General features: G+C 63.7%; 18 protein-coding genes. 14 read left to right on the top strand and 4 right to left on the bottom strand.

All coding sequences use genetic code 11. The features are described from left to right. The first annotated feature begins 54 nt into the window (after positions 1 to 54). The gene (locus tag LB577_RS12720) at positions 55 to 1311 is read left to right on the top strand and encodes a D-amino acid dehydrogenase (protein WP_023766082.1); all 1257 of its coding nucleotides are present in this window, start codon (positions 55 to 57) and stop codon (positions 1309 to 1311) included. A 20-nt stretch (positions 1312 to 1331) separates the two neighbouring features. On the opposite strand, the gene LB577_RS12715 is transcribed toward LB577_RS12720, so the two are convergent. After that, a complete protein-coding gene (locus LB577_RS12715; RefSeq protein WP_224686947.1) occupies positions 1332 to 3494 on the bottom strand; it encodes a phospholipase D-like domain-containing protein in 2163 nt (720 codons plus the stop codon). Next, positions 3491 to 3934 (bottom strand): hypothetical protein, encoded by a 444-nt coding sequence (locus tag LB577_RS12710; protein WP_023777616.1) that lies wholly within the window; start codon positions 3932 to 3934, stop codon positions 3491 to 3493. The genes LB577_RS12715 and LB577_RS12710 overlap by 4 nt, the downstream gene beginning before the upstream one ends. Before the next feature lie 196 nt (positions 3935 to 4130). On the opposite strand from LB577_RS12710, the gene LB577_RS12705 reads away from it, so the two are divergent. Beyond that, the gene (locus LB577_RS12705; RefSeq protein ID WP_224687016.1) at positions 4131 to 4700 is read left to right on the top strand and encodes a hypothetical protein; all 570 of its coding nucleotides are present in this window, start codon (positions 4131 to 4133) and stop codon (positions 4698 to 4700) included. Positions 4701 to 4730: 30 nt separating this feature from the next. Here the strand turns inward: LB577_RS12705 and LB577_RS12700 are convergent, their stop codons facing one another. After that, positions 4731 to 5612: a LysR family transcriptional regulator gene (locus tag LB577_RS12700; RefSeq protein WP_224686946.1), complete on the bottom strand. Its 882-nt coding sequence runs from the start codon at positions 5610 to 5612 to the stop codon at positions 4731 to 4733. Between the two features lie 376 nt (positions 5613 to 5988). On the opposite strand from LB577_RS12700, the gene LB577_RS12695 reads away from it, so the two are divergent. Together LB577_RS12695 and LB577_RS12690 are read left to right on the top strand one after the other, a co-directional pair. Beyond that, on the top strand, positions 5989 to 7485 hold the full coding sequence (locus LB577_RS12695; RefSeq protein ID WP_224686945.1) for a CoA-acylating methylmalonate-semialdehyde dehydrogenase: 1497 nt from the start codon (positions 5989 to 5991) through the stop codon (positions 7483 to 7485). Between the two features lie 363 nt (positions 7486 to 7848). Then, entirely contained in the window at positions 7849 to 8145 is a 297-nt protein-coding gene (locus tag LB577_RS12690) for a hypothetical protein (protein WP_023766087.1), read from the top strand. A gap of 14 nt (positions 8146 to 8159) precedes the next feature. Here the strand turns inward: LB577_RS12690 and LB577_RS12685 are convergent, their stop codons facing one another. Continuing rightward, positions 8160 to 8852, bottom strand: a complete 693-nt coding sequence (locus tag LB577_RS12685) for a GntR family transcriptional regulator (RefSeq protein WP_411969251.1) — start codon at positions 8850 to 8852, stop codon at positions 8160 to 8162. Between the two features lie 69 nt (positions 8853 to 8921). Here LB577_RS12685 and LB577_RS12680 point away from each other — a divergent pair, with 69 nt between their 5' ends. From LB577_RS12680 to pyc, 10 genes are all read left to right on the top strand, one after another. Continuing rightward, entirely contained in the window at positions 8922 to 9815 is an 894-nt protein-coding gene (locus LB577_RS12680) for a dihydrodipicolinate synthase family protein (protein ID WP_224686943.1), read from the top strand. A gap of 188 nt (positions 9816 to 10003) precedes the next feature. Next, positions 10004 to 11254, top strand: a complete 1251-nt coding sequence (locus LB577_RS12675) for an NAD(P)/FAD-dependent oxidoreductase (RefSeq protein WP_224686942.1) — start codon at positions 10004 to 10006, stop codon at positions 11252 to 11254. Positions 11255 to 11284: 30 nt separating this feature from the next. Then, positions 11285 to 12286, top strand: coding sequence for a 4-hydroxyproline epimerase (locus tag LB577_RS12670; RefSeq protein ID WP_224686941.1), 1002 nt, complete (start codon positions 11285 to 11287; stop codon positions 12284 to 12286). A 334-nt stretch (positions 12287 to 12620) separates the two neighbouring features. Continuing rightward, entirely contained in the window at positions 12621 to 13523 is a 903-nt protein-coding gene (locus tag LB577_RS12665; protein ID WP_023766091.1) for a branched-chain amino acid ABC transporter permease, read from the top strand. Positions 13524 to 13527: 4 nt separating this feature from the next. Then, positions 13528 to 15123 carry a high-affinity branched-chain amino acid ABC transporter permease LivM gene (livM, locus tag LB577_RS12660; RefSeq protein WP_224686940.1) on the top strand — a complete coding sequence of 532 codons (1596 nt, stop codon included), beginning with the start codon at positions 13528 to 13530 and terminating at the stop codon, positions 15121 to 15123. Beyond that, complete coding sequence (locus tag LB577_RS12655; protein WP_224686939.1) at positions 15123 to 16748, top strand: ATP-binding cassette domain-containing protein; 1626 nt, start codon at positions 15123 to 15125, stop codon at positions 16746 to 16748. Before livM ends, LB577_RS12655 begins: the two co-directional genes overlap by 1 nt. Further along, a complete protein-coding gene (locus LB577_RS12650) occupies positions 16748 to 17476 on the top strand; it encodes an ABC transporter ATP-binding protein (protein WP_027042060.1) in 729 nt (242 codons plus the stop codon). Before LB577_RS12655 ends, LB577_RS12650 begins: the two co-directional genes overlap by 1 nt. Before the next feature lie 105 nt (positions 17477 to 17581). After that, the gene (locus LB577_RS12645; RefSeq protein ID WP_023777625.1) at positions 17582 to 17929 is read left to right on the top strand and encodes a DUF6867 family protein; all 348 of its coding nucleotides are present in this window, start codon (positions 17582 to 17584) and stop codon (positions 17927 to 17929) included. A gap of 137 nt (positions 17930 to 18066) precedes the next feature. Then, positions 18067 to 19185 carry a branched-chain amino acid ABC transporter substrate-binding protein gene (locus tag LB577_RS12640; protein ID WP_224686938.1) on the top strand — a complete coding sequence of 373 codons (1119 nt, stop codon included), beginning with the start codon at positions 18067 to 18069 and terminating at the stop codon, positions 19183 to 19185. Positions 19186 to 19480: 295 nt separating this feature from the next. Further along, positions 19481 to 22939: a pyruvate carboxylase gene (pyc, locus tag LB577_RS12635; RefSeq protein WP_224686937.1), complete on the top strand. Its 3459-nt coding sequence runs from the start codon at positions 19481 to 19483 to the stop codon at positions 22937 to 22939. Positions 22940 to 23078: the final 139 nt, after the last annotated feature.

Here is a 23078-nt window from a genome sequence, read left to right as displayed (position 1 = left end):
CGGCAGACAGGGAATGGCATGCCCGGTGTTAGTGGCGGCGTGGAGCGTGATGCAATGAAAATCATGGTGCTGGGCGGTGGCGTCATCGGCGTGACCACGGCGTATTACCTTGCCGAGGCTGGCCACGAGGTGACGGTGGTCGATCGCCAGAAAGGCCCGGCGCTGGAAACCAGCTTCGCCAATGCCGGCGAGATTTCGCCCGGCTATGCCTCGCCCTGGGCCGGGCCCGGCATTCCGCTCAAGGCGATCAAATGGCTGCTGATGAAGCATGGCCCGCTGGTCGTGCGGCCGGCCTTCGACCCGCATATGTGGACCTGGCTGGTCAAGATGCTGCGGAACTGCACGGCCGAGCGCTACGCGATCAACAAGTCGCGCATGGTGCCGCTGGCCGAGTACAGCCGCGACACGCTGAAGGCGCTGCGCGAAGCGACCGGCATCACCTATGACGAGCGGACCCAGGGCACGCTGCAGCTGTTCCGCACGCAAAAGCAGCTCGACGGCACATCAGGCGATGTCGAGGTGCTGAAGAAATACGGCGTGCCCTACGAAATCCTCGACCAAGACGGCTGCATCGCGGCCGAGCCGGGCTTGGCCAGCGTGCGCGAGAAGTTCGTCGGCGGCCTCAGGCTGCCGCATGACGAGACCGGTGACTGCAAGATGTTCACCGACAAATTGGCCGAGCTCTGCGTGGCGCGGGGCGTGAAGTTCGAATACGACATGACGATCTGGCGCGTCCTCCGCAGCCGCAACCGCGTTGCCAATCTCAGCACCAGCAAGGGTTTCAAGGCGGCCGACGCCTATGTCATGGCGATGGGCAGCTATTCGGCGGGGTTCATGCGCCGGATGAAGCGACCGATCCCGGTCTATCCCGTCAAAGGCTATTCGATCACCGTGCCGATCAAGGATGCCGCACTGGCGCCGGTATCGACCGTCATGGACGAGACCTACAAGGTGGCGATCACGCGGCTCGGCGACCGCATCCGCGTCGGCGGCACGGCCGAGATTTCCGGCTTCGACCTGAGGCTGCACGAATCGCGGCGGCGCACGCTCGAACACTCGGTCGGCGATCTCTTTCCCGGCGCCGGCGCCATGCGCGAGGCGACGTTCTGGTGCGGGCTTCGGCCAATGACGCCGGACGGGCCGCCGCTGATCGGCCGCACCGAGCTGTCCAACCTTTATCTCAACACTGGCCACGGCACGCTCGGCTGGACCATGGCCTGCGGTTCGGCCAAGGTGCTGGCCGACATCATCTCGAGCCGAGTGCCCGATATCGATGTCCGCGCCCTGGCGCAGGAGCGCTATCTCAAATAGCGGCGTCCTGGGTGCACGGGTCAGAACGCCTGCCTGACCCAGACGTCGTCGAACAGCAGCCGGTAGGCCCACGGGATCGTCACATTGGCGGCGACCGGGTTGGAATGGGCGAGGTAATCGTCATAAACCGGCTTCATCCTGACGTAGAAGGCGGGGTCGAGCACCACCATGCCGTTCTCCGAGTCATGGAAGAAGCTGCGGTTGTTGAGGTTGACCGAGGAGATGGCCACCAGCCTCTCGTCGATCATCATGATCTTGGAGTGCAGCACCACATCGGGCGCCTTGAATTCGCGGATGTTGATGCGGTCGCCATATTCTTCGACGAACAGCTTGTTGAGCGCGGTGAGGAACTTGCCGCCGATATCGCCCTTGAGATCGATGCGGCCGACGATATCGATCTTGACCCCGCGCGCCAGCGCCCGGTCGAAGGCTCGCGCGAGGCTCGGCGTCAGGTTCAGGTAGGGATTGACGATCTGGATATGATGGCTGGCGGCATCGACCAGCTCGACGAAATAATCCTCCAGCGCATGGCTGTCCTCATAGGGCACCGAAATGAAATGCCGGGCATTGCCCGACGGGCGGCCACCATTGGAACGGACCGGGATGGAGAAGGGGCGCGCCAGGTTGGTGTCGGCGTCGCGCAACCATATCGTCGACAGATGCGCGGCGAGTGTGTCGACAATTGTCGGGTCGGCGAACTCGATGTCGAAGTCGCTCCAATTCGAGTAGTAGTTCAGCGAAAACCCGTCGGTCTTGCCGTATTGCTCGAGGTCCGGATGGCGCGACAGATCGATCGGCTGGTGGAACAGGAAACCGTCATGGATGTTGCGGCCGCCGATGATGACGCGCGAGCGCGCGGGATCGAGCGCCAGCGCCGCCAGCATCTTGACATGATGGACCTTGTGCAATTGTGAAATCTGCTCGTCGATCGGTGCGCCATGGTCCGCCCGCCAGCGGTATTCCTGCAGTTCGACATTGGGGAATTCGGCCGCCAGCCGGTGCAGCATGGCGTCGTCCTTCTCGCGTTCCAGCACATCGGTGACCATGATGCGCACCTTGGTGCCAAGCGCTGCATGGTGGCGGATCAGCCTTTCGATGATGCGGCCGGAAAAATCCGCCTTGAACTCGAGCGATGAGAGATAGATCAGCTTCAGCCTTGGCGCCCTGGAGAAATCGAGCGGCAGTTCCGGGTCACCCTTGTCGATGGCCGCGTCGGACAGCGGCGTGCCCATCAGCGCCTCGACCTTGGCGTTGAAGCCGTCGCGCGATTTGCGCAGCAGGCGCGGCGTGCCGATCGGCACGGCGCAGGTCTGCGACAGCCAGCGGCTGGCGTAGAAGACGCGCTCAAGCGCGTCGAGACCGGCGTCGTTGGGAACCGGGCAGCGCTGGTAGCGGCTGTCGAAGGCGGCAAGCGCCGGATCGGCGGCCTCTTCGCGCCGCATGGCGAGCGGTGCGCCTGCCCGAGCAAGGCTGGAGCGAATCGTCGCGTTGCAGCCGTTCAGGCTGTCACTTGGAAACAGGCTGGCCGTGTCGTCCGCGCCGGACAGACGAAAGCGGAATGCGGCGCCCGCGGCTATGGTGCGTGAGCCGCCGCCGGCACGAATGACCAGCGCGCCGTCGCAAGACCCTTCGATGTCGGCGGGCTGCTTGCCGGCCTGGCGCACGACGATCTCGACGCTGCGTGCCTGCAGGCCGGAGAAATCGAAAATCTTGGGCGCCGAGGGTCGTGCCGCAGCGTCGATGTAGAGCGTCTGCCGCGACACCCGCCAGCGTCCGTCGAAACGGCCCTCGCCGACGTCGCCGCCGGACGGCGGCAGACGCGGCTTGGCCACGGGTCCGGCCAGTTGCTGCAGCGTCGTGTAGGTCGCCTGGAAGTCGCGGTTCTGGACGTCGCGGCGGTTTCGCCCGAACGGTCCGGTGCCGTTGGCGCGGTCCATGGCGCCGAGCTGGTTGTGGGCAAGCAGCTCCAGGAACCTTCTTTCATAGTCGCTGGTGCCGGCGTCTCCGAAGAATTGCGCCGCGGCGACCTGAGGCCCGGGCGTGCCGACCGACAGCGCGGAGCGGGTGCAGGCTGCCTGTCCCGGCAGGAACTCGCAGGCGTTCCGGCCTGGGTCCGCGCAGCCGGCAAGGGCAGTGAGCGCCAGCCCGAACACGGCTAGGATGATCGATGCACGGCCGTTCAATCCGTTGCTCCGGCCTTCAGGGCACGCAACTGCGTCGGGTCTCGCGGTGGCATGAAGCCTTGCGGAAAAACCGTGCAGATCGGAATCGCAAAGGTGGCGATCAGCAATTCCGCTTCGCTGCGCATCTTGCGGGGCGCCGTCTTGTCATCGCGGATCGCCCTGGCCGAAGCGACAAGAGCGCCATCGCAGTCGCAATGGTTATGACGGGCGATGTAGCAGGCGTCATGGGTCCGGCAAACCGCGTCGAGGCGGTCGACCGGCCGGGCCGAGAGATCCCCGGTGCGGGTGCCTGGGCCGCAGTAATTGCCGATGACGAAGGGCGAGGGGCGCGCCATGGCGTAACGGATGGGCTTGGGCAATTCGGCTTCCGGCACTTTTGTCCATGGGTTGGCGCAGGCCGAGACGAAAAGCAGCGGCAGGATGGCAAGAACGGCTCGCATTTTTATCCGCGCCAGCTTTCTGACGATTTCCCCACCCGGCGGCCCCGCTCATAGCCGGTGGCCGCATGCCTGATGCCACACTGGCTGGTTTTGTGGCAAGCGCAAGGCGGCGCCGACAACCTCGGTCATGTATTGCAATGCTGGATTGATCTGCCCGATAATACTCACTCGGGCACCCGGAGTGTAAGCACCAGTGATGCAGCGTTGCCTTATCGTTACGTTTGTTGGATTTCTGTCTGGCGTCACGGGGGCGAATGCCGCCGACAATACCGTCCATGACCGAAATAACTGGATCTCGCTGACCTTTCCCGAAGAATGGACCAGTGAGCCGCCTTCCGGCGAAGCGATGTTGCTGGCTGTTGATTCCACAGAAAATGAGGGCCTTTCCTGCATGGTGTCGGGCTCGCTCTACAATCCAACCGGTTCGCCGCCCGATCCGCGCAAGTTCATCGAGGACTGGCCGATGGGCACTTGGCAGAGGATGATGGGCGAACCGTTCAACACAGCCGATTTCAGCAATGACAAGCTGGCAAGGTTTCCGGACGGCTATCCTGTGCGCCTTGCCGATCTGGACTTCACGGTTAGGAACGAGAATAACATTCTGCACGGCCATTCCAGGTTTGCGTTTTCAGTTCGGGGTGCGCGCTATGGTTATGTCAACTGCTCGTTGATGGCCGAGAGCGCCGAGGAGGTGGCGCAGCGATGGGCACCGTTGGCGGACGAGGTTGAGCGCGTGGTGAATTCCTTCGTTCTCTACCCGCCTTGAATGGCGCATTGCCTTCGCCGGTTGGTGAAATCAGGTGAAAAGGCCCCGCTCCCGCTCCACCGCCTTGGTGATGAAGCTGGCGACGATCTGAATGCGGCGCAGCGGCCTGACCGATTCGTGATAGACCAGCCAGTAGGCGCGGCGGATGGGTGCCACCACATCGACGGCCATCAGTTCCGGTATCGAGCGGGCGACAAACGTGTGCAGGATGCCGATGCCGGCGCCCGACCGCACCGCTTCGGCCTGGCCGAGGGCAGAGGAAATGGCGAAGCTGGTGCGCCAGTCCGCGCTGAACTCGGCGGCATAATCAAGCGAGGGGCTGACGATGAGATCGGGTACATAGCCGATCAAGGTGTGCTGGCCGAGTTCGGCGGCTGTCTTGGGCAGACCATTGGCATCGGCATAGGCACGCGACGCAAACAGGCCGAGCGAATAATCGACCAGCTTTCCTGCCACCAACCGACCTTCGGTCGGCCGCTCGACGGTGATGGCGATGTCGGCTTCGCGCCGGGAGAGCGAGAAGGAGCGCGGCACCGGCACGAGCTGGATCGTCAATTCGCGGTGCAGCGCGGTCAGTTCGCCGAGGCGCTTGGCCAGGAAGGCGACGCCAAACCCGTCGGGCGCACCGATGCGGACCGTGCCGGAGACGTCGTCGCCTTCGCCCGATATGGTCGAGCGCGCGGCGATCATGTCGCCCTCCATGCGCTCGGCAATGTCGAGAAAACGCTCGCCCGCGGGCGTCAGCTCGCTGCCGGTGGTCAGGCGGCGGAAGAGTTTCGTGCGCAGCGCATCCTCGAGGGCGGCGATGCGGCGCGAGACGGTGGCGTGGTTGAGTTCCAGCCGTTTGGCGGCGCCGAGGATCTGCCCAGCGCGGGCCACGGCGAGGAAGATACGGACGTCATCCCAGTTCATGAGAGTGGTCCGAATGACAATGGTCAGCGTAGCGTTCTGTGGCGCCCCCCTCTGTCCTGCCGGACATCTCCCCCTCTAGGGGGGAGATTGGCAGCGTCGCCGACAGTCCCTCCTTGACAGCCCCCATGATTGGCGAAGGCGAATATGACAGCGCAATCTCCCCCCTAGAGGGGGAGATGTCCGGCAGGACAGAGGGGGGCGCTAAGGAACTCAACGTTGATCATTCCTGGTGTAAGAGGCCCCATCATTTGCGAGAATTGATGCTCTTCCGTCAACCGCTATCTATTTTTCGCACAACGGTTGCGTTCTCGCTCGCGTTGCCATTCGCCGGCCGAAGCCGGACAATGCGGGCATCACGAACAAAGGGAGAGACATCATGATCGAATACGGTCATTTCATCGGCGGCAAGCATGTCGCCGGCACCAGCGGCCGCAAGCAGGACGTCATGCAGCCGATGGACGGCACGGTGCGCGGTACGGTGGCGCTGGCTTCGCAGGCGGAATTGCGCGCGGCGGTCGAGAACGCCAAGGCCGCACAGCCGAAATGGGCCGCCACCAATCCGCAGCGCCGCGTGCGCGTGCTTATGAAATTCCTCGAACTGGTCGCCCGCGACTATGACGAGCTGGCCGACATCCTGGCGCGCGAGCATGGCAAGACCATCGCCGACGCCAAGGGCGACATCCAGCGCGGCCTCGAAGTGGTCGAGGTCTGCATCGGTGCTCCGCACATGATGAAGGGCGAGTTCACCGACGGCGCCGGCCCCGGCATCGACGTCTATTCGATGCGCCAGCCGCTCGGCGTCGTCGCCGGCATCACGCCGTTCAACTTCCCGGCGATGATCCCGCTATGGAAGATCGCCCCGGCGATCGCCTGCGGCAACGCTTTCATCCTGAAGCCTTCCGAGCGTGACCCGGGCGTGCCGATCCGCATCGCCGAGCTGTTCCTCGAGGCCGGCCTGCCGGCGGGCATCCTCAACGTCGTCAATGGCGACAAGGAAGTCGTCGACGCCATCCTCGACGATCCCGACGTCAAGGCCATCGGCTTTGTCGGCTCGACGCCGATCGCGCATTACATCTATTCGCGTGGCACTGCCGCCGGCAAGCGCGTGCAGTGCTTCGGCGGCGCCAAGAACCACATGATCATCATGCCCGACGCCGACATGGACCAGACCGTCGATGCGCTGATCGGCGCCGGCTACGGCTCGGCGGGCGAGCGCTGCATGGCGATCTCGGTTGCTGTCCCGGTCGGCAACGACACCGCCAACCGATTAATGGAAAAGCTCGTTCCGCGCGTCGAGAGCCTGAAGGTCGGCCCGTCGACGGATTCGGCCGCCGATTTCGGCCCGCTGGTGACGCGCCAGGCGCTGGAGCGGGTGAAAGGCTATGTCGACACCGGCGTCAAGGAAGGCGCCAAGCTGGTCGTCGACGGCCGCGGCTTCTCGATGCAGGGCTATGAGAACGGTTATTACATGGGCGGCTGCCTGTTCGACAATGTGACGGCCGACATGAGTATCTACAAGGAAGAGATTTTCGGGCCGGTGCTCTCGGTGGTGCGCGCGCCGACCTATGAGAGCGCGATCAAGCTCGCCAACGACCATGAGATGGGCAATGGCGTCGCCATCTTCACCCGTGACGGCGACGCCGCGCGCGACTTCGCTAGCCGTGTCCAGGTCGGCATGGTCGGCATCAACGTGCCGATCCCGGTGCCGATCGCCTACTACACGTTCGGCGGCTGGAAGGCGTCGTCCTTCGGCGATCTCAACCAGCACGGTCCGGACGCTTTCCGCTTCTACACCAAGACCAAGACGGTGACCTCGCGCTGGCCGTCCGGCATCAAGGACGGCGCCGAATTCGTCATCCCGACGATGAACTAGCCGGACGGTTTCCTGCTTGCGCGTCCTCGCCTTCGGCTGCGGGCGCGCGGGCGGCATCAAGGACGGCGCCGAGTTCGTCATCCCGACGATGAACTAGCCGGCGGTTTCCTGCTTGCGCGTCTTCGGCTGCGGGCGCGCGGGGCGGGCATGAAGGCAGACAGCAAAGGCTCGGGCTCAGAACCCCGAGCCTTTTTGCTGTCCGGTCGCGGTCGGTATCCACGTGAACGCTAATGTGATGGAACCTGGGGCGCGTTGCCGTCTTAGGTTGCAGTCCTGCCGCCTGGAGGCCTGGAGGCGCGGCAGATCAACCAACGGCGCTGGCGACAGCTTCGGGGGCAATCGTTTGGCGCAGGGAGGTGTCAGATGGCACGTCTTATGGCAACGATATCTCTGGCGGCGGCTTCCGCGTTTTTCGCCGCCCAGGCATCGGCAGCACCGCAATGCGCGGCGCGTACGGACATGGTCAAGGCGCTCGGTGAGAAGTTCCACGAAAGCCAGGCGGCGCACGGCCTGGTCAACCCGAGCGTGATACTCGAGATCTTCGTGTCCGACCAGGGCACCTGGACCATCCTGGCCACCGACATCCATGGCCAGAGCTGCGTCATCACGGCGGGCGAAGGTTGGGACGGTGCCGTGATGGCGGGGATGCCCGGCGCCTGAATTGACAAGCAGGCTCAGCGCGTCGCTGCCGCCTCGGCATGGCCGCGCAGCAGCGCCATCAGCCGCTTGGCGTCCTTGGCCGCGGCCTCTTCGTCTCCGTCAAGGATAGAGCGGATCAGGGCAACGTGGTGCTCGGCCGATTCGGCGAGCCCGGTATCGGCCTTGTAGCGGAACCAGAAGCGGCGGCTGTGGGTCTGCAAGGGGGCGGCCAGCCGCGCGGCAAAGGGGTTGTCGGCGGCCATCGCCAGCGCTTCGTCGAGCGCCTTGTCGGCCTGGATGAAGGCCAGCACGTTGCCTGAGATGACCGCCTTCTGCATGGCAAGGGCCGCCTCGTGAAACAGGTCGGCGGCCTCGCGGGTGACGAAGCGTGCGGCCGAGCGGGCCAGCACCACCTCGACGCCGCGCCGAGCGTCGAGCACGCGCAGCCAGTCGCCGGGATGCAGCGGCGCGATCGCGATGCCGGCACGCGGACGCACGTCGAGCAGCCCTTCCCAGGCCAGCCGCTGGATCGCCTCGCGCACCGGCGTGCGGCCGAGCGCCAGCCTATCGATTAGCGCGCCCTCCGTGACGAAGCTCGCCGGCGCCAGTTCGAGCGTGACGATCATGTGCTCGAGCACGCGATAGGCCCGGATCGCGGCCGGCTCCGACAAAGCGCTTGCTCCCTTGGATATCAAAGGCTGTCTCCTGATATATCCAGAATATATCATAACGGATTCCGTGTTGACAGCGGGTTTCTTAACAGATATACGACTGATATATCAGATGGAGCAATGATCATGTGGACCGGAGTTTTCCCCGCCGTCACGACCAAATTCACCGCCGACGATCGTCTCGACCATGCCGAGATGGAGCGTTGCTTTGCCCTGCAGATGGAGGCCGGCTGCGACGGCATCATCGTTTGCGGCTCGCTCGGCGAAGGACCGATGCTGTCGCATGACGAGAAGATCGAGGTGCTGAAGACCGCCCAGAAAGTCGCAGGCGACAAGCCCGTGCTGCTGACGGTCAACGAAGCCGGCACCCGCGAGGCTGCCAGCATCGCAAAGCGCGCCGCCAAGGAAGGCGCCAACGGCCTGATGGTGGTGCCGAGCCCGATCTACCACACCAATGCGGAAGAGACGGTGGCGGCCCTTCGCGCGGTCGCACAGGCCGGCGACCTGCCGGTGATGATCTACTCCAACCGCCTGGCCTATCGCGTCGACGTCACCGTCGACCAGATGGAGGAACTGGCGTCGGACAAGCGCTTCGTCGCCGTCAAGGAATCCTCCGACGACATCCGCCGCTCGACCGAGATCATCAATCGTCTGGGCACCCGATACGACCTGTTCACCGGCGTCGACAATCTGGCCTTCGAGGCGCTGTCGGTCGGTGCCATCGGCTGGGTGGCCGGCCTGGTCACCGCTTTCCCGCGCGAGACCGTCGCCATCTACCAGCTGATGAAGCAGGGCCGCCGCGAGGAGGCGCTTTCGATCTACCGCTGGTTCCGGCCGCTGCTCGATCTCGACGTCTCGACCTATCTGGTGCAGAACATCAAGTTTGCCGAAGTGTTCGCCATTCAAACCAATGACCGCGTGCGCATGCCGCGCCAGCCGCTGTCGGGCGAGCGCCGCAAGGCGGTCGAAAAGATCATCAAGGACGCGCTGGCGGTGCGGCCGACGCTGCCGCAGTTCTAGGCGGGATATGTCGCCGCAGTCCCCCTCATCCGGCCGCTACGCGGCCACCTTCTCTCCCCCAGGGGAGAAGAGGTCGTCGGCGCTGGCGCCTGTCTCTTCTCCCCGCCGGGGAGAAGGTGGCCCGAAGGGTCGGATGAGGGGGCTGGCTGTAAGGGGCGGGATTGGCACATGCACCACGGCACGCAGCCATGAATAGCGATGCTGCAATCGACATCGCCATCATCGGCGGCGGCATTATCGGCATCTGTGCGGCCGCCTCGCTTGCCGAGGCCGGGCGCGACGTCACGGTCTTCGACCGTACCGGCATCTGCGAGGAGACGAGTTCCGGCAATGCCGCCGCCTTCGCCTTCTCCGACGTGCTGCCGCTGGCCCACAAGGGCATGATCCGGCAATTGCCGAAATGGCTGGCCGACCCGCTCGGGCCACTCAGCATCCCGCCGGCCTACCTGCCGAAGCTCCTGCCCTGGCTGATCCGTTTCTGGCGGGCCGGCGCGCCGGAGAAATACGAGGCGAGCCTCGCCACCCAGGCCGGCATGATGAAGCTCGCCGAAGCGGAGTGGATGGGCTTGCTCGACCGCTCCGGTACGCGATCGATGCTGCGCGAAGACGGCTCGCTGGAACTTTACGAAAGCGAAGCCGAGTTTCAGGCCGGGTTGTCCGGCTGGGCCGCGCGCGAACGTTTTGGCATCGGCTTTCGCCATGTCGAGGGCGAGGGCCTTGCGACGCTGCAGCCGGGCCTGTCGGCACGCTTCGTCAAGGGCACGTTCGTGCCGGGCTGGAAGACGGTCGCCGACCCAAAGCTGCTCGGCAAGGCGGTGTGGGCCTATGCGCAGTCCAAGGGCGCGCGTTTTCAAATGGCTCGGATCGACCGTGTCGCGGCGGACCAGGATGGTGCGACGCTGACGCTGGCCGATGGATCCACAAGGCGCGCCAGGCAGCTCGTCATCACCGCCGGCGCCTGGTCGCACCTTCTGGCCAGGCAGCTCGGCGACCGCATTCCGCTCGAAACCGAGCGCGGCTACAACACGACCTTGCCGACGAGCGCCTTCGACGTGAAGCGGATGCTGATCTTCTCCGGCCATGGCTTCGTCATCACGCCGCTGGAAACAGGCTTGCGCGTCGGCGGCGCGGTCGAACTCGGCGGTATCGAACGGGCGCCCAATTATGCCAGGTCGAAGGCGCTGCTGCGGAAGGCGCAGAAATTCCTGCCGGGGCTCGATCCCTCGGGCGGGCGCGAATGGATGGGATTCCGGCCCTCGCTGCCGGATTCGGTGCCGGTCATCGGCAAGGCGCAGGGAAGCCGGCCGGTGGTCTATGCCTTCGGCCACGGCCATCTCGGCTTGACCGAGGCGGCCGCCACCGGGCGGTTGATCCGGGGGCTCGTCCTGGGGCAGACTCCACCTGTCGATCTGGCCCCCTTCAGTCCACAACGGTTTTGATTTTTCGGGTTTTGATTTTCGAGGAACGACATGGCCAAGAAATCCTTCTTCTGCATCGACGGCCACACTTGCGGCAATCCGGTGCGGCTGGTCGCCGGCGGCGGGCCATTGCTGCTAGGTTCGACGATGATGGAACGGCGCGCGCATTTCCTCGCCGAGTATGACTGGATCCGCACCGGATTGATGTTCGAGCCGCGCGGTCACGACGTGATGTCCGGCTCGATCCTCTACCCGCCGACGCGCGAGGATTGCGACATCGCCATCCTGTTCATCGAAACCTCGGGCTGCCTGCCGATGTGCGGCCACGGCACCATCGGCACGGTGACGATGGCGATCGAGCACGAGCTGATCAAGCCGAAGACGCCAGGCGTGCTGAGGCTCGACACGCCGGCCGGCCTGGTCATCGCCGAATACAAACAGGTCGGCGAATATGTCGAGGAGGTGCGCATCACCAACGTGCCGTCCTTCCTCCATGCCGAAGGTTTGACGGTCGAGTGTCCCGGGCTTGGCGAGATCACCGTCGATGTCGCCTATGGCGGCAATTTCTACGCCATCGTCGAGCCGCAGGCGAACTACCGCGACATGGCCGACTATTCCGCGGGCGACTTCATCGCCTGGAGCCCGGTGGTGCGGCAGCGGCTCAACGAGAAATATACTTTCGTGCATCCTGAGAACCCAGGCATCAACCGGCTGTCGCACATGCTGTGGACCGGCAGCCCAACGGTCGCGGGAGCCGACGCCCGCAACGCCGTCTTCTACGGCGACAAGGCGATCGACCGCTCACCCTGCGGCACAGGCACCTCGGCACGCATGGCGCAGCTTCACGCCAAGGGCAAGCTCAAGGCCGGCGACAGCTTCGTCCATGAATCGATCATCGGCTCGCTGTTCAAGGGCAAGGTCGAAAAGAAGGTCACGGTCGCGGGAAAGCCGGCGATCATTCCCTCGATCGGCGGCTGGGCGCGCACGACCGGATTGAACACGATCTTCATCGATGACCGCGATCCGTTCGCGCACGGGTTCATCGTCAAATAGTCGATTCATCACGCCAGGGAAGGCGCGCAAACGCAAAAGGGAATTCTGTCAGGAACGCAACGATTCTTCTCATCACCTAATTTTGACGGCGATTTCTTCGAAGCGGGGCGCATGATGAAGTCGAATCGTCAAAGACATTGCGTTATGCCAATGGTAGGGTCCGCGATAGTCCAGGGGTCGGGAGCGAAAAAACGGGCAATCGGACGGCGTGCCGCCAAAACACGCATCACGATTGAAAAATCACGTTGCAATCCGGCCTCGAAACTTTACGACTAGGGGAAATACGAAAAGGAATGCGTCTGCATGGGCGACATTCCAGGGGAGCCATGTACACATGCAGTATTTTGTCCAGCAGCTTATCAACGGGCTGACGCTGGGATCGATCTATGGGCTGATCGCGATTGGCTATACGATGGTCTACGGCATCATCGGCATGATCAACTTCGCCCATGGCGATATCTTCATGGTGGGCGCCTTCGCGGCGCTGATCGTGTTCCTCATCCTCGGCGCGCTGTTCTACTCGGTGCCCGTGGTCATCGCACTGCTGGTCATGATGATCGTGGCGATGCTGCTCACCAGCCTCTACAACTGGACGATCGAGAAAGTCGCCTACAGGCCGCTGCGCGGCTCGTTCCGCCTGGCGCCGCTGATCACCGCTATCGGCATGTCGATCGCACTGTCGAACTTCGTCCAGGTGACCCAAGGACCGCGCAACAAGCCGATCCCGCCGATGGTCTCCGAGGTCTACAACATCAACGGTGTCAGCGTGTCGCTGAAGCAGATCATCATCGTCATCGTCACCGCGCTGTTGCTGGCGCTGTTCTGGTATCTGGTCAACAAGACCTCGCTTGGCCGCGCCCAGCGCGCCTGCGAACAGGACCGCAAGATGGCGGCGCTGCTTGGCATCGATGTCGACCGCACCATCTCGATCACCTTCATCATGGGCGCCGCCCTCGCCGCCGTCGCCGGCACGCTGTTCCTGATGTACTACGGGGTCGTTGCCTTCTCCGACGGCTTCACGCCTGGTGTGAAAGCCTTCACGGCCGCAGTGCTCGGCGGCATCGGCTCGCTGCCGGGCGCCGTACTCGGCGGGCTGCTGATCGGCTTCATCGAAAGCATGTGGTCGGCGTATTTCTCGATCGACTATAAGGACGTCGCGGCGTTCTCGATCCTGGCGATCGTGCTGATCTTCCTGCCTTCCGGCATTCTGGGCCGGCCAGAAGTCGAAAAGGTCTGAGATCATGGCCGTCACCGTATCTCCCGAGCGCGACACCGTCGCCACTCCTGTCCAACGCGCCCTCAAGGAAGCGTTCTATGCCGGCGCCATCTCGTTTGGCCTGTTCGTGCTGTTCATCGGGCTGAAGACCGGCCAGAACATGTCCAATGAACTGGTCGTGACGACGCGTTGGGGCCTGCTCGCCGCCGTGGTCATCGCCACGGCCGTCGGACGCTTCCTCTATGTCGCCTACGGCCAGCCGTTTATGGCCAGCCAGAAGATAACCAATGTTGCCACCGGCCTGTTGCCGGCCAGCGTGGCGTCACGGTTCTTCCAACTGCCGTGGTTTATCGCGGCCGTTGTGGCGGTGGTGCTGCTGTTTGCATTGAACAGTTCTCTCGCCGGATGGGTGGGAGCAGAACCGGCTGGCTATCTGCAATTCCTGCGCGCCGTTGCGGTCATCTACGTGCTGGCTTGCGTGATCTACTACTTCCGCGCCTTCATCCATGCCAACTTCACCAAATTGGGCATCACGGCGTTGGTGCTGTACCCGATCCTAGTGATCGCGGTGCTGTCGCTGAACGCCTGGTCGATTGTCGGCGGGATGCAGGGTTCGCTGAAATGGGTCGATAATTTCGGCATCCAGATCCTGATCTATGTGATGCTGGCATGGGGCCTGAACATCGTCGTCGGCCTCGCTGGCCTGCTCGACCTCGGCTACGTCGCCTTCTATGCACTTGGCGCCTATGCGTATGCACTTCTCGCCACGCATTTCGGCCTGTCTTTCTGGATCCTGTTGCCGGCCGCGGGCGCCATGGCGGCGCTGTGGGGTGTGCTGCTCGGCTTCCCGGTGCTGCGCCTGCGCGGCGACTATCTGGCAATCGTCACGCTGGCTTTCGGCGAGATCATCCGCCTGGTGCTGATCAACTGGCGTGAGGTCACCAACGGTTCAGCCGGCATTTCCGGCATTCCCAAGGTCAGCTTCTTCGGCCTGATGTCGTTCAACGTGTCAGACCCGAACTACATTGCCAAGGTACTGGGCATCGCCCAGTCGGGCGCCTACTACAAGATCTTCCTCTACTACCTGATCCTTGGCCTTTGCCTGCTCACCGCCTTCGTCACCATCAGGCTGCGCCGTCTGCCTGTCGGCCGTGCATGGGAAGCCTTGCGCGAGGACGAGATTGCCTGCCGCTCGCTCGGCATCAACACCACCACCACCAAACTGACCGCCTTTGCAACCGGTGCCATGTTCGGTGGCTTCGCCGGCTCTTTCTTCGCCGCGCGGCAAGGCTTCGTCAGCCCGGAATCCTTCGTCTTCCTGGAATCGGCCATCATCCTGGCCATCGTCGTGCTCGGCGGCATGGGATCGCTGGTCGGCATCGCGGTTGCCGCGATGGTGATGATCGGCGGCACCGAGGCGCTGCGCGAACTCGACTTCCTCAAGCAGATCTTCGGGCCGGACTTCACGCCCGAACTCTACCGCATGCTTTTGTTCGGCATGGCCATGGTCATCGTCATGCTGTGGAAGCCGCGTGGCTTCGTCGGCAGTCGCGAACCGACGGCTTTCCTGAAAGAGCGAAGGGCGGTCTCCGGGTCCTTTACCAAGGAAGGACACGGCTGATGAATGCGAACCCGATCGAGAAGACCAACACCGGCATGAACGACGCTATCCTGCAGGTCGAACACCTGTCGATGAAGTTCGGCGGCCTGGTCGCCATCGGCGACCTGTCCTTCACCGCCAGGCGCGGCGAGATCACGGCGCTGATCGGTCCCAACGGCGCCGGCAAGACCACCGTGTTCAACTGCATCACCGGCTTCTACAAGCCGTCGGAAGGCATGATCACGCTCAACCGGGCCGACGGCTCGAGCTACCTGCTGGAGCGGCTGCCCAACCACGAGATCCCGGCGCGCGCCACGGGGGCGCGCACCTTTCAGAACATCCGCCTGTTCTCGGGTATGACGCTGCTGGAGAACCTTTTGGTTGCCCAGCACAACAAGCTGATGAAGGCATCCGGTTATACGGTGCTTGGCCTGTTCGGCTTCAGCGGTTATCGCAAGGCCTCGGCCGAATCGGTGGAGCTCGCCAAGCACTGGCTGGAGAAGGCGGATCTCGTCGACCGTGCCGACGATCCGGCCGGCGATCTGCCCTATGGCGCGCAGCGGCGGCTCGAGATCGCGCGCGCCATGTGCACCGGGCCGGAGCTTCTGTGCCTCGACGAGCCGGCAGCCGGTCTCAACCCGAAGGAATCGCTGGCCCTCAATGCGCTGCTGATGGACATCAAGAATACGTCGGGCACCTCGATCCTGCTGATCGAGCACGACATGTCAGTGGTCATGAAGATTTCCGACCACGTCGTGGTGCTGGAATATGGCCGCAAGATCTCCGACGGCAACCCGCAGTCGGTGCGAACCGATCCACGCGTCATCGCTGCCTATCTCGGCGTCGACGACGAGGAGGTCGAGACGGTGCTGACCGAAGTCGGCGACGAGGACGTCATCGAACAACTCGACACCGGTCCGGATTCCGCGCATGGGCCGGGCACGTCGTCGTCGTATCTCGCTGGGCCGGTGAGCGACACGGTTAGCCACAGCGAAGGTGAGCGCGTCACGGTGTCCAAGGGCGCCTCGAAGGCGGCGCAGGTCGATGCGCGCGCGGCGAGCGTGGCAAGCAGGCCAATCGTCGCCAACCCGGCCCCGGCAGCCAAGCCGGCGGCGAAACCGGCAGCGAAGAAACCGGCGGCCAAGAAAACGGCCGCGACGAAAACGGCCGAGACGAAAACGATGGGCAAGGCGCCGGCGGCGAAGGCCGAAGGCGTTTCGAACCGCCTCGCTGCCCCACGTGGCGGCAAGGCCGACAATCTGACCCGCATCAAAGGCATCGGTACGGTCAACGAGAAGAAGCTCAACGAACACGGCATCTTCCATTTCGACCAGATCGGCGCCTGGAAGAAGGCCGATGTCGAGGCGGTCGAAGCCTATCTCGCCTTCGATGGGCGCATCGCGCGCGAGGAATGGGTCAAGCAGGCCAAGCTGCTCGGCCAAGGCAAGGATACGGAATTCTCGCGCCGCGTCGATGCGGGCAAGGTGGCGACCAGCCATGCTTCCGGAAAGGCTGCAAAAGCGGCTTCGAAGACTACAAACGTGGCTTCAGAGAAGACCGCAAAATCGGCTTCGAAGACCGCAAACGCGGCTTCCGGGAAGACTGCTGCCAAGCCTGCCGCAGGCAAGCGCGGAGGGGGCAAGTGATGGCCGGGACAACGCTGCTCGATATCAAGGGTGTGCAGACCTACTACGGCAACATCCGGGCGCTGAACGGCGTCGACGTTACCGTCAAGGAGGGTGAGATCGTGGCGCTGATCGGCGCCAACGGCGCCGGCAAGTCGACGCTGATGATGACCATCTTCGGCGCGCCACGGGCTCGCGCGGGCACGATCACCTTCGCCGGCACCGACATCACCCAGATGCCGACGCACGAGATCGCGCGCATGCGCATCGCGCAATCGCCGGAGGGGCGCCGCATCTTCCCGCGCATGACGGTGATGGAAAACCTGCAGATGGGCGCCAGCCTCGACAACCTCAAACATTACGACGAGGACGTCGAGAAGGTGTTCACGCTGTTTCCCCGCCTGAAGGAGCGCATCGCCCAGCGCGGCGGCACGCTGTCGGGCGGCGAGCAGCAGATGCTGTCGATCGGACGCGCGCTGATGGCGCGGCCGAAACTGCTGCTGCTCGACGAGCCGTCCCTGGGGCTGGCGCCGCTGATCGTCAAGCAGATATTCGATGCCATCCGCGAGTTGAACCGCACGCAAGGGCTGACTGTGTTCCTGGTCGAGCAGAACGCGTTCGGCGCGCTCAAGCTCGCCACGCGCGGCTACGTCATGGTCAACGGCAATGTGACGATGAGCGGCACCGGCAAGGAACTGCTCGCCAATCCGGAAGTGCGCGCCGCCTATCTCGAAGGCGGACATCATTGAGTTTGGAGCGGGATGTGCATCCGGCATTCCGCTCCAAATTGTTTGTCACATGATCTTTGTCCGAAAGTCTGGAACTTTTCGGGATCATGCCAGGGAGACTTCACCATGCAAGGCATTCTCTATGAGGAACCGTCGATCTGGCAGTTCTTCTTCGTCACCTGCCTGCTCGGCGGCTGGGCTGCCTGGATGACCGGCAAGGCCAGCGCCCAGACGTGGCGCAGCTTTATCCAGCTGTTCGCCTATCTGCTGGGGCTCGGCATCGGCATCCGCTTCATCCATCATGCGCTGTTCGACGGCACGATGTTCTCGCTGCATTACTATGTCGTAGACACCATCGTGCTGATGATATTGGGCTTCGTCGGCTATCAATACACACGAACCAACCAGATGGTCACACAGTATAATTGGCTCTACGAAAGAGCTTCGATTTTGAGCTGGAAACCGAAAGGTTGACGTTCATCATTAACGCCGCGTCAGGGATGAAACGGCGTGACAAGTGCCTGAAAATCGGCAAACTATGCTTTCTGCGATAAGGGTGGGCATCGCATGAAAGCTTCATCCACGCCCACTCCGTTAATGGGAGCGTTTAAATGAAAAAGTCACTTTTGTCCGCCGTGGCCCTGACCGCGCTTATCGCGTTCAGCGGCAATGCGTGGGCTGACGTACTGTTCGCCGTCGCCGGTCCGATCACCGGCCCGAACGCGGCCTTCGGCGCACAGCTGCAGAAGGGCGCCGAGGCGGCCGTCGCTGCGATCAATGCCAAGGGCGGCATCAATGGCGAGCAGATCAAGCTCGAAATCGGCGACGACGTCTCCGATCCAAAGCAGGGCATCTCGGTCGCCAACAAGTTCGTCGGCGACGGCGTCAAGTTCGTGATCGGCCACTTCAACTCGGGCGTGTCGATCCCGGCCTCGGAAGTCTACGCCGAAAACAACATCGTCGAAATCACGCCGGCCGCGACCAACCCTAAGTTCACCGAGCGCGGCCTGTGGAACGTGTTCCGCACCTGCGGACGCGACGACCAGCAGGGCGCCATCGCCGGCGCCTACATCGCCGCGAATTTCAAGGATGCCAAGGTCGCCGTCATTCATGACAAGACCCCCTATGGCCAAGGCCTTGCCGACGAAACCAAGAAGGCAATGAATGCCGCTGGCGTCAAGGAAGTCATGTATGAAGGCATCAATGTCGGCGACAAGGACTTCTCGGCGCTGATCGCCAAGATGAAGGAAGCCGGCGTCACCCTGATCTATTGGGGCGGCCTGCATACCGAAGCCGGCCTGATCATCCGCCAGTCCGCGGATCAGGGCCTGAAGGCTCCGATGATGTCGGGCGACGGCATCGTGACGGACGAGCTTGCGGCGATCGCGGGCGACGCCGTTGCCGGTACGCTCAACACGTTCGGCCCCGACCCACGCCTGATCCCGGCCAACAAGGAACTCGTCGAGAAGTTCCGCGCGCAGGGCTTTGAGCCGGAAGCTTACACGCTCTACGCCTACGCCGCCGTGCAGGTGGTCGCCGAGGCGGCCGCTGCCGCCAAGACGAACGACCCGCAGGCCGTTGCCAAGGCGATGCATGAAAGCGGTCCGTTCCCGACCGTCCTGGGCGATCTTGCCTATGACGCCAAGGGCGACCCGAAGCTGCCGGGCTACATCATGTACGAGTGGAAGAAGAAGGACGACGGAAAGTATTCCTGGTTCCCGAAGTCGTAATCCGCTCAGACAGATCTGAGACCAATGATGCCCGGCGCCACGCGCCGGGCATTTTCTTTGGGCGCATTCCTGTGGCCGATGACCCTTCTTCGCCGGCTCCCCTTGGGCCGGAGAGATCGCATCCAGGATCGAAATTGTCGCCCTTGTTCCGTCCGTTCGCGCGAATGCGTGCGAGTGTTGGCCGGATAATTGATTTAAATCGGTTTAAATGCGCGTTGATTTTGTTTGCACTGCAGCATTTTCACGCTAATCATGGCGCCGGTTTCTCTTCCCTTCCGCTGCTGGAGCCCAGTCCTTGGCCATCACGAAGATCCTCGTCGCCAACCGGTCAGAAATCGCCATCCGCGTCTTTCGCGCGGCCAACGAACTGGGCCTTAAAACCGTGGCGATCTGGGCCGAGGAAGACAAATATTCGCTGCACCGCTTCAAGGCCGACGAGAGCTACCAGGTCGGGCGCGGCCCGCATCTCACCAAGGACATGGGGCCGATCGAGAGCTATCTGTCGATCGAGGAAGTGATCCGCGTCGCCAGGCTTTCGGGCGCCGATGCGATCCACCCGGGTTACGGGCTTCTGTCGGAGAGCCCCGAATTCGCCGAGGCCTGCGCGCAGGCCGGCATCACCTTCATCGGGCCGAAGCCGGATACGATGCGCCGGCTCGGCAACAAGGTCGCGGCGCGCAATCTGGCCATAGAGGTCGGCGTGCCGGTGATCCCCGCCACCGATCCGCTGCCCGACGTCATGGACGCGGTCAAGAAACTGGCCAAGGAGATCGGCTATCCGGTGATGCTGAAGGCCTCGTGGGGCGGCGGCGGACGCGGCATGCGCGCCATCCGCGCCGAGGCCGATCTCGCCCGCGAAGTCACGGAAGGCAAGCGCGAGGCGAAAGCCGCCTTCGGCAAGGACGAGGTCTATCTCGAAAAGCTGATCGAGCGCGCCCGCCATGTCGAGGTGCAGGTGCTTGGCGACACCCATGGCAACGCCGTGCATCTGTTCGAGCGCGACTGCTCGATCCAGCGCCGCAACCAGAAAGTCGTCGAGCGTGCGCCCGCGCCCTATCTCGAAATGTCGCAGCGCGACGAGCTTTGCGGCCACGCGCTGAAGATCGCGCGCGAAACCAGCTACATCGGCGCCGGCACGGTCGAGTTCCTGCAGGATGCCGATACCGGCAAGTTCTATTTCATCGAGGTCAACCCGCGCATCCAGGTCGAACATACCGTCACCGAGATGGTGACCGGCATCGATATCGTCAAAGCCCAGATCCACATTCTCGACGGCTTCGCCATCGGCACGCCGGAATCGGGCGTGCCGGCGCAGCGGGACATCAGGCTGAACGGCCATGCCTTGCAGTGCCGCATCACCACCGAGGATCCCGAGCATAATTTCATCCCGGATTACGGCCGCATCACCGCCTATCGCGGCGCCACCGGCTTCGGCATCCGCCTTGACGGCGGCACCGCCTATTCCGGCGCGGTCATCACCCGCTTCTACGATCCGCTGCTGGAGAAGGTGACGGCCTGGGCGCCGACGCCGGCCGAGACCATCGCGCGCATGAACCGCGCCTTGCGCGAGTTCCGCATCCGCGGCGTCGCCACCAACCTCACCTTCCTCGAAGCGATCATCAATCACCCGAGCTTCGCCGACAATTCCTATACGACGAAGTTCATCGACACGACGCCGGAGCTGTTCCAGCAGGTCAAGCGTCAGGACCGGGCGACCAAGCTCGTCAACTACCTGGCTGACGTCAGCGTCAACGGCCATCCCGAGACGCGCGGCCGGCCGATGCCGAAGGCCGATGCGGCGGCGCCCGTGGTGCCCTATCTCAACGGCAACGTCCCCGCCGGCAGCAAGCAGAAGCTCGATGTGCTCGGCCCGGAAAAGTTCGCCGCCTGGATGCGAGAGCAGAAGGAAGTTCTGGTCACCGATACGACGATGCGCGACGGCCATCAGTCGCTGCTGGCGACCCGCATGCGCACGCATGACATTGCCGGCATCGCCGGCACCTATGCGCGCGCCCTGCCGCAGCTTTTGTCGCTCGAATGCTGGGGCGGCGCGACCTTCGACGTGGCTATGCGCTTCCTCACAGAGGACCCGTGGGAGAGGCTGTCGCTGGTGCGCGAGGCAGCGCCCAACCTGTTGCTGCAGATGCTGCTGCGCGGCGCCAATGGCGTCGGCTACACCAACTATCCCGACAATGTCGTGCAGCATTTCGTCAAGCAGGCGGCTGCCGGCGGCATCGACCTGTTCCGTGTCTTCGATTGCCTGAACTGGGTCGAGAACATGCGCGTCGCCATGGACGCGGTCGGCGCCGAGGGAAAGCTCATCGAAGCGGCGATGTGCTACACCGGCGATATTCTCGATCCGGCGCGGGCCAAGTACGACCTCAAATACTATGTCGGGCTGGCCAGGGAATTGCAGGCCGCCGGCGCCCACATCATCGCGGTCAAGGACATGGCCGGCCTGCTGAAGCCGAGTGCTGCCCGCGCGTTGTTCAAGGCGCTGCGCGAGGCGACGGACCTGCCGATTCATTTCCACACCCACGACACGTCGGGCCTGTCGGCGGCGACGGTGCTGGCGGCGGTGGAGAGCGGCGTCGACGCCATCGACGCGGCGATGGATGCCTTCTCCGGCAACACGTCGCAGCCTTGCCTGGGCTCGATCGTCGAGGCGCTGAAAGGTACCGAGCGCGATCCGGGCCTCGACCCGCAATGGATCCGCAAGATCTCGTTCTACTGGGAAGCGGTGCGCAACCAGTACGCCGCCTTCGAAAGCGACCTGAAAGGACCGGCCTCGGAAGTCTACCTGCACGAAATGCCGGGCGGACAGTTCACCAACCTCAAGGAACAGGCGCGCTCGCTTGGGCTGGAGACGCGCTGGCACGAGGTGGCGCAGACTTATCACGACGTCAATTTGATGTTCGGCGACATCGTCAAGGTAACACCGTCGTCCAAGGTTGTCGGCGACATGGCGCTGATGATGGTGAGCCAGGATCTGACGGTCGCCGATGTCGAGAACCCGGCCAGGGACATCGCCTTCCCGGACTCGGTCGTCTCGATGCTGCGCGGCGATCTCGGCCAGTCGCCGGGCGGCTGGCCGCAAGCGCTGCAGAAAAAGGCGCTGAAGGGCGACAAGCCGATCACGGCGCGGCCCGGCTCGCTGCTGAAGCCCGCCGATCTCAAGGCCAGCCGCAAGGAGATCGAGGAGAAGCTCGAGCGCAAGCTCTCTGAATACGAGTTCGCCTCGTGGCTGATGTATCCGAAGGTGTTTTCCGACTTCGCCGCGGCGCAGGAAGCCTACGGCCCGGTCAGCGTCCTGCCGACGCCGACCTATTTCTACGGCATGAAATCGGAAGACGAGATCTTCGTCGACATCGAGAAGGGCAAGACGCTGGTGATACGGTGCCTGGCCATCGGCGATGTCGACGACAAGGGCATGGTCACCGTGTTCTTCGAGCTCAACGGCCAGCCGCGTCGCGTCAAGGTGCCGGACCGGGCGCATGGCGCCTCCGCCGCCAAGGCGCGCCGCAAGGCCGAACCCGGCAACGAGGCGCATGTCGGCGCGCCGATGCCGGGCGTGGTTTCCGCGCTTGCGGTCGCCGCCGGCCAGGCTGTGAAGGCCGGCGACGTGCTGCTCTCCATCGAGGCCATGAAGATGGAGACGGCACTGCATGCCGAGCGCGACGGCACGGTCGCCGAGGTGCTGGTCAAGGCCGGCGACCAGATCGATGCCAAGGATTTGCTGATCGCCTTCGCCTGAAGGCTCACTCAAGCGGGCAGGCTGTCGGCTTCTGTCGGCAGCCCTTGGCGCGCTGTTCGATAACCGCTTGACCCCGTGCCCCCGGTCGGGCATCGAACCGCTGAAATTCGCCGTGGCACGGTCCCCGAGTCGCGGCGCA

This window comes from Mesorhizobium sp. B283B1A (assembly GCF_020165735.1).
Taxonomy (GTDB): domain Bacteria; phylum Pseudomonadota; class Alphaproteobacteria; order Rhizobiales; family Rhizobiaceae; genus Mesorhizobium; species Mesorhizobium opportunistum.
This window is presented reverse-complemented; position numbering and strand designations above follow the sequence as displayed.

Bases quoted from the DNA above. Each gene is read 5' to 3' on its own strand.
- LB577_RS12720 (WP_023766082.1), top strand. From the start codon at position 55: ATGAAAATCATGGTGCTGGGCGGTGGCGTCATCGGCGTGACCACGGCG.
- LB577_RS12710 (WP_023777616.1), bottom strand. From the start codon at position 3,934: ATGCGAGCCGTTCTTGCCATCCTGCCGCTGCTTTTCGTCTCGGCCTGC.
- LB577_RS12705 (WP_224687016.1), top strand. From the start codon at position 4,131: ATGCAGCGTTGCCTTATCGTTACGTTTGTTGGATTTCTGTCTGGCGTC.
- LB577_RS12700 (WP_224686946.1), bottom strand. From the start codon at position 5,612: ATGAACTGGGATGACGTCCGTATCTTCCTCGCCGTGGCCCGCGCTGGG.
- LB577_RS12695 (WP_224686945.1), top strand. From the start codon at position 5,989: ATGATCGAATACGGTCATTTCATCGGCGGCAAGCATGTCGCCGGCACC.
- LB577_RS12690 (WP_023766087.1), top strand. From the start codon at position 7,849: ATGGCACGTCTTATGGCAACGATATCTCTGGCGGCGGCTTCCGCGTTT.
- LB577_RS12685 (WP_411969251.1), bottom strand. From the start codon at position 8,852: ATGATATATTCTGGATATATCAGGAGACAGCCTTTGATATCCAAGGGA.
- LB577_RS12680 (WP_224686943.1), top strand. From the start codon at position 8,922: ATGTGGACCGGAGTTTTCCCCGCCGTCACGACCAAATTCACCGCCGAC.
- LB577_RS12675 (WP_224686942.1), top strand. From the start codon at position 10,004: ATGAATAGCGATGCTGCAATCGACATCGCCATCATCGGCGGCGGCATT.
- LB577_RS12670 (WP_224686941.1), top strand. From the start codon at position 11,285: ATGGCCAAGAAATCCTTCTTCTGCATCGACGGCCACACTTGCGGCAAT.
- LB577_RS12665 (WP_023766091.1), top strand. From the start codon at position 12,621: ATGCAGTATTTTGTCCAGCAGCTTATCAACGGGCTGACGCTGGGATCG.
- livM (WP_224686940.1), top strand. From the start codon at position 13,528: ATGGCCGTCACCGTATCTCCCGAGCGCGACACCGTCGCCACTCCTGTC.
- LB577_RS12655 (WP_224686939.1), top strand. From the start codon at position 15,123: ATGAATGCGAACCCGATCGAGAAGACCAACACCGGCATGAACGACGCT.
- LB577_RS12650 (WP_027042060.1), top strand. From the start codon at position 16,748: ATGGCCGGGACAACGCTGCTCGATATCAAGGGTGTGCAGACCTACTAC.
- LB577_RS12645 (WP_023777625.1), top strand. From the start codon at position 17,582: ATGCAAGGCATTCTCTATGAGGAACCGTCGATCTGGCAGTTCTTCTTC.
- LB577_RS12640 (WP_224686938.1), top strand. From the start codon at position 18,067: ATGAAAAAGTCACTTTTGTCCGCCGTGGCCCTGACCGCGCTTATCGCG.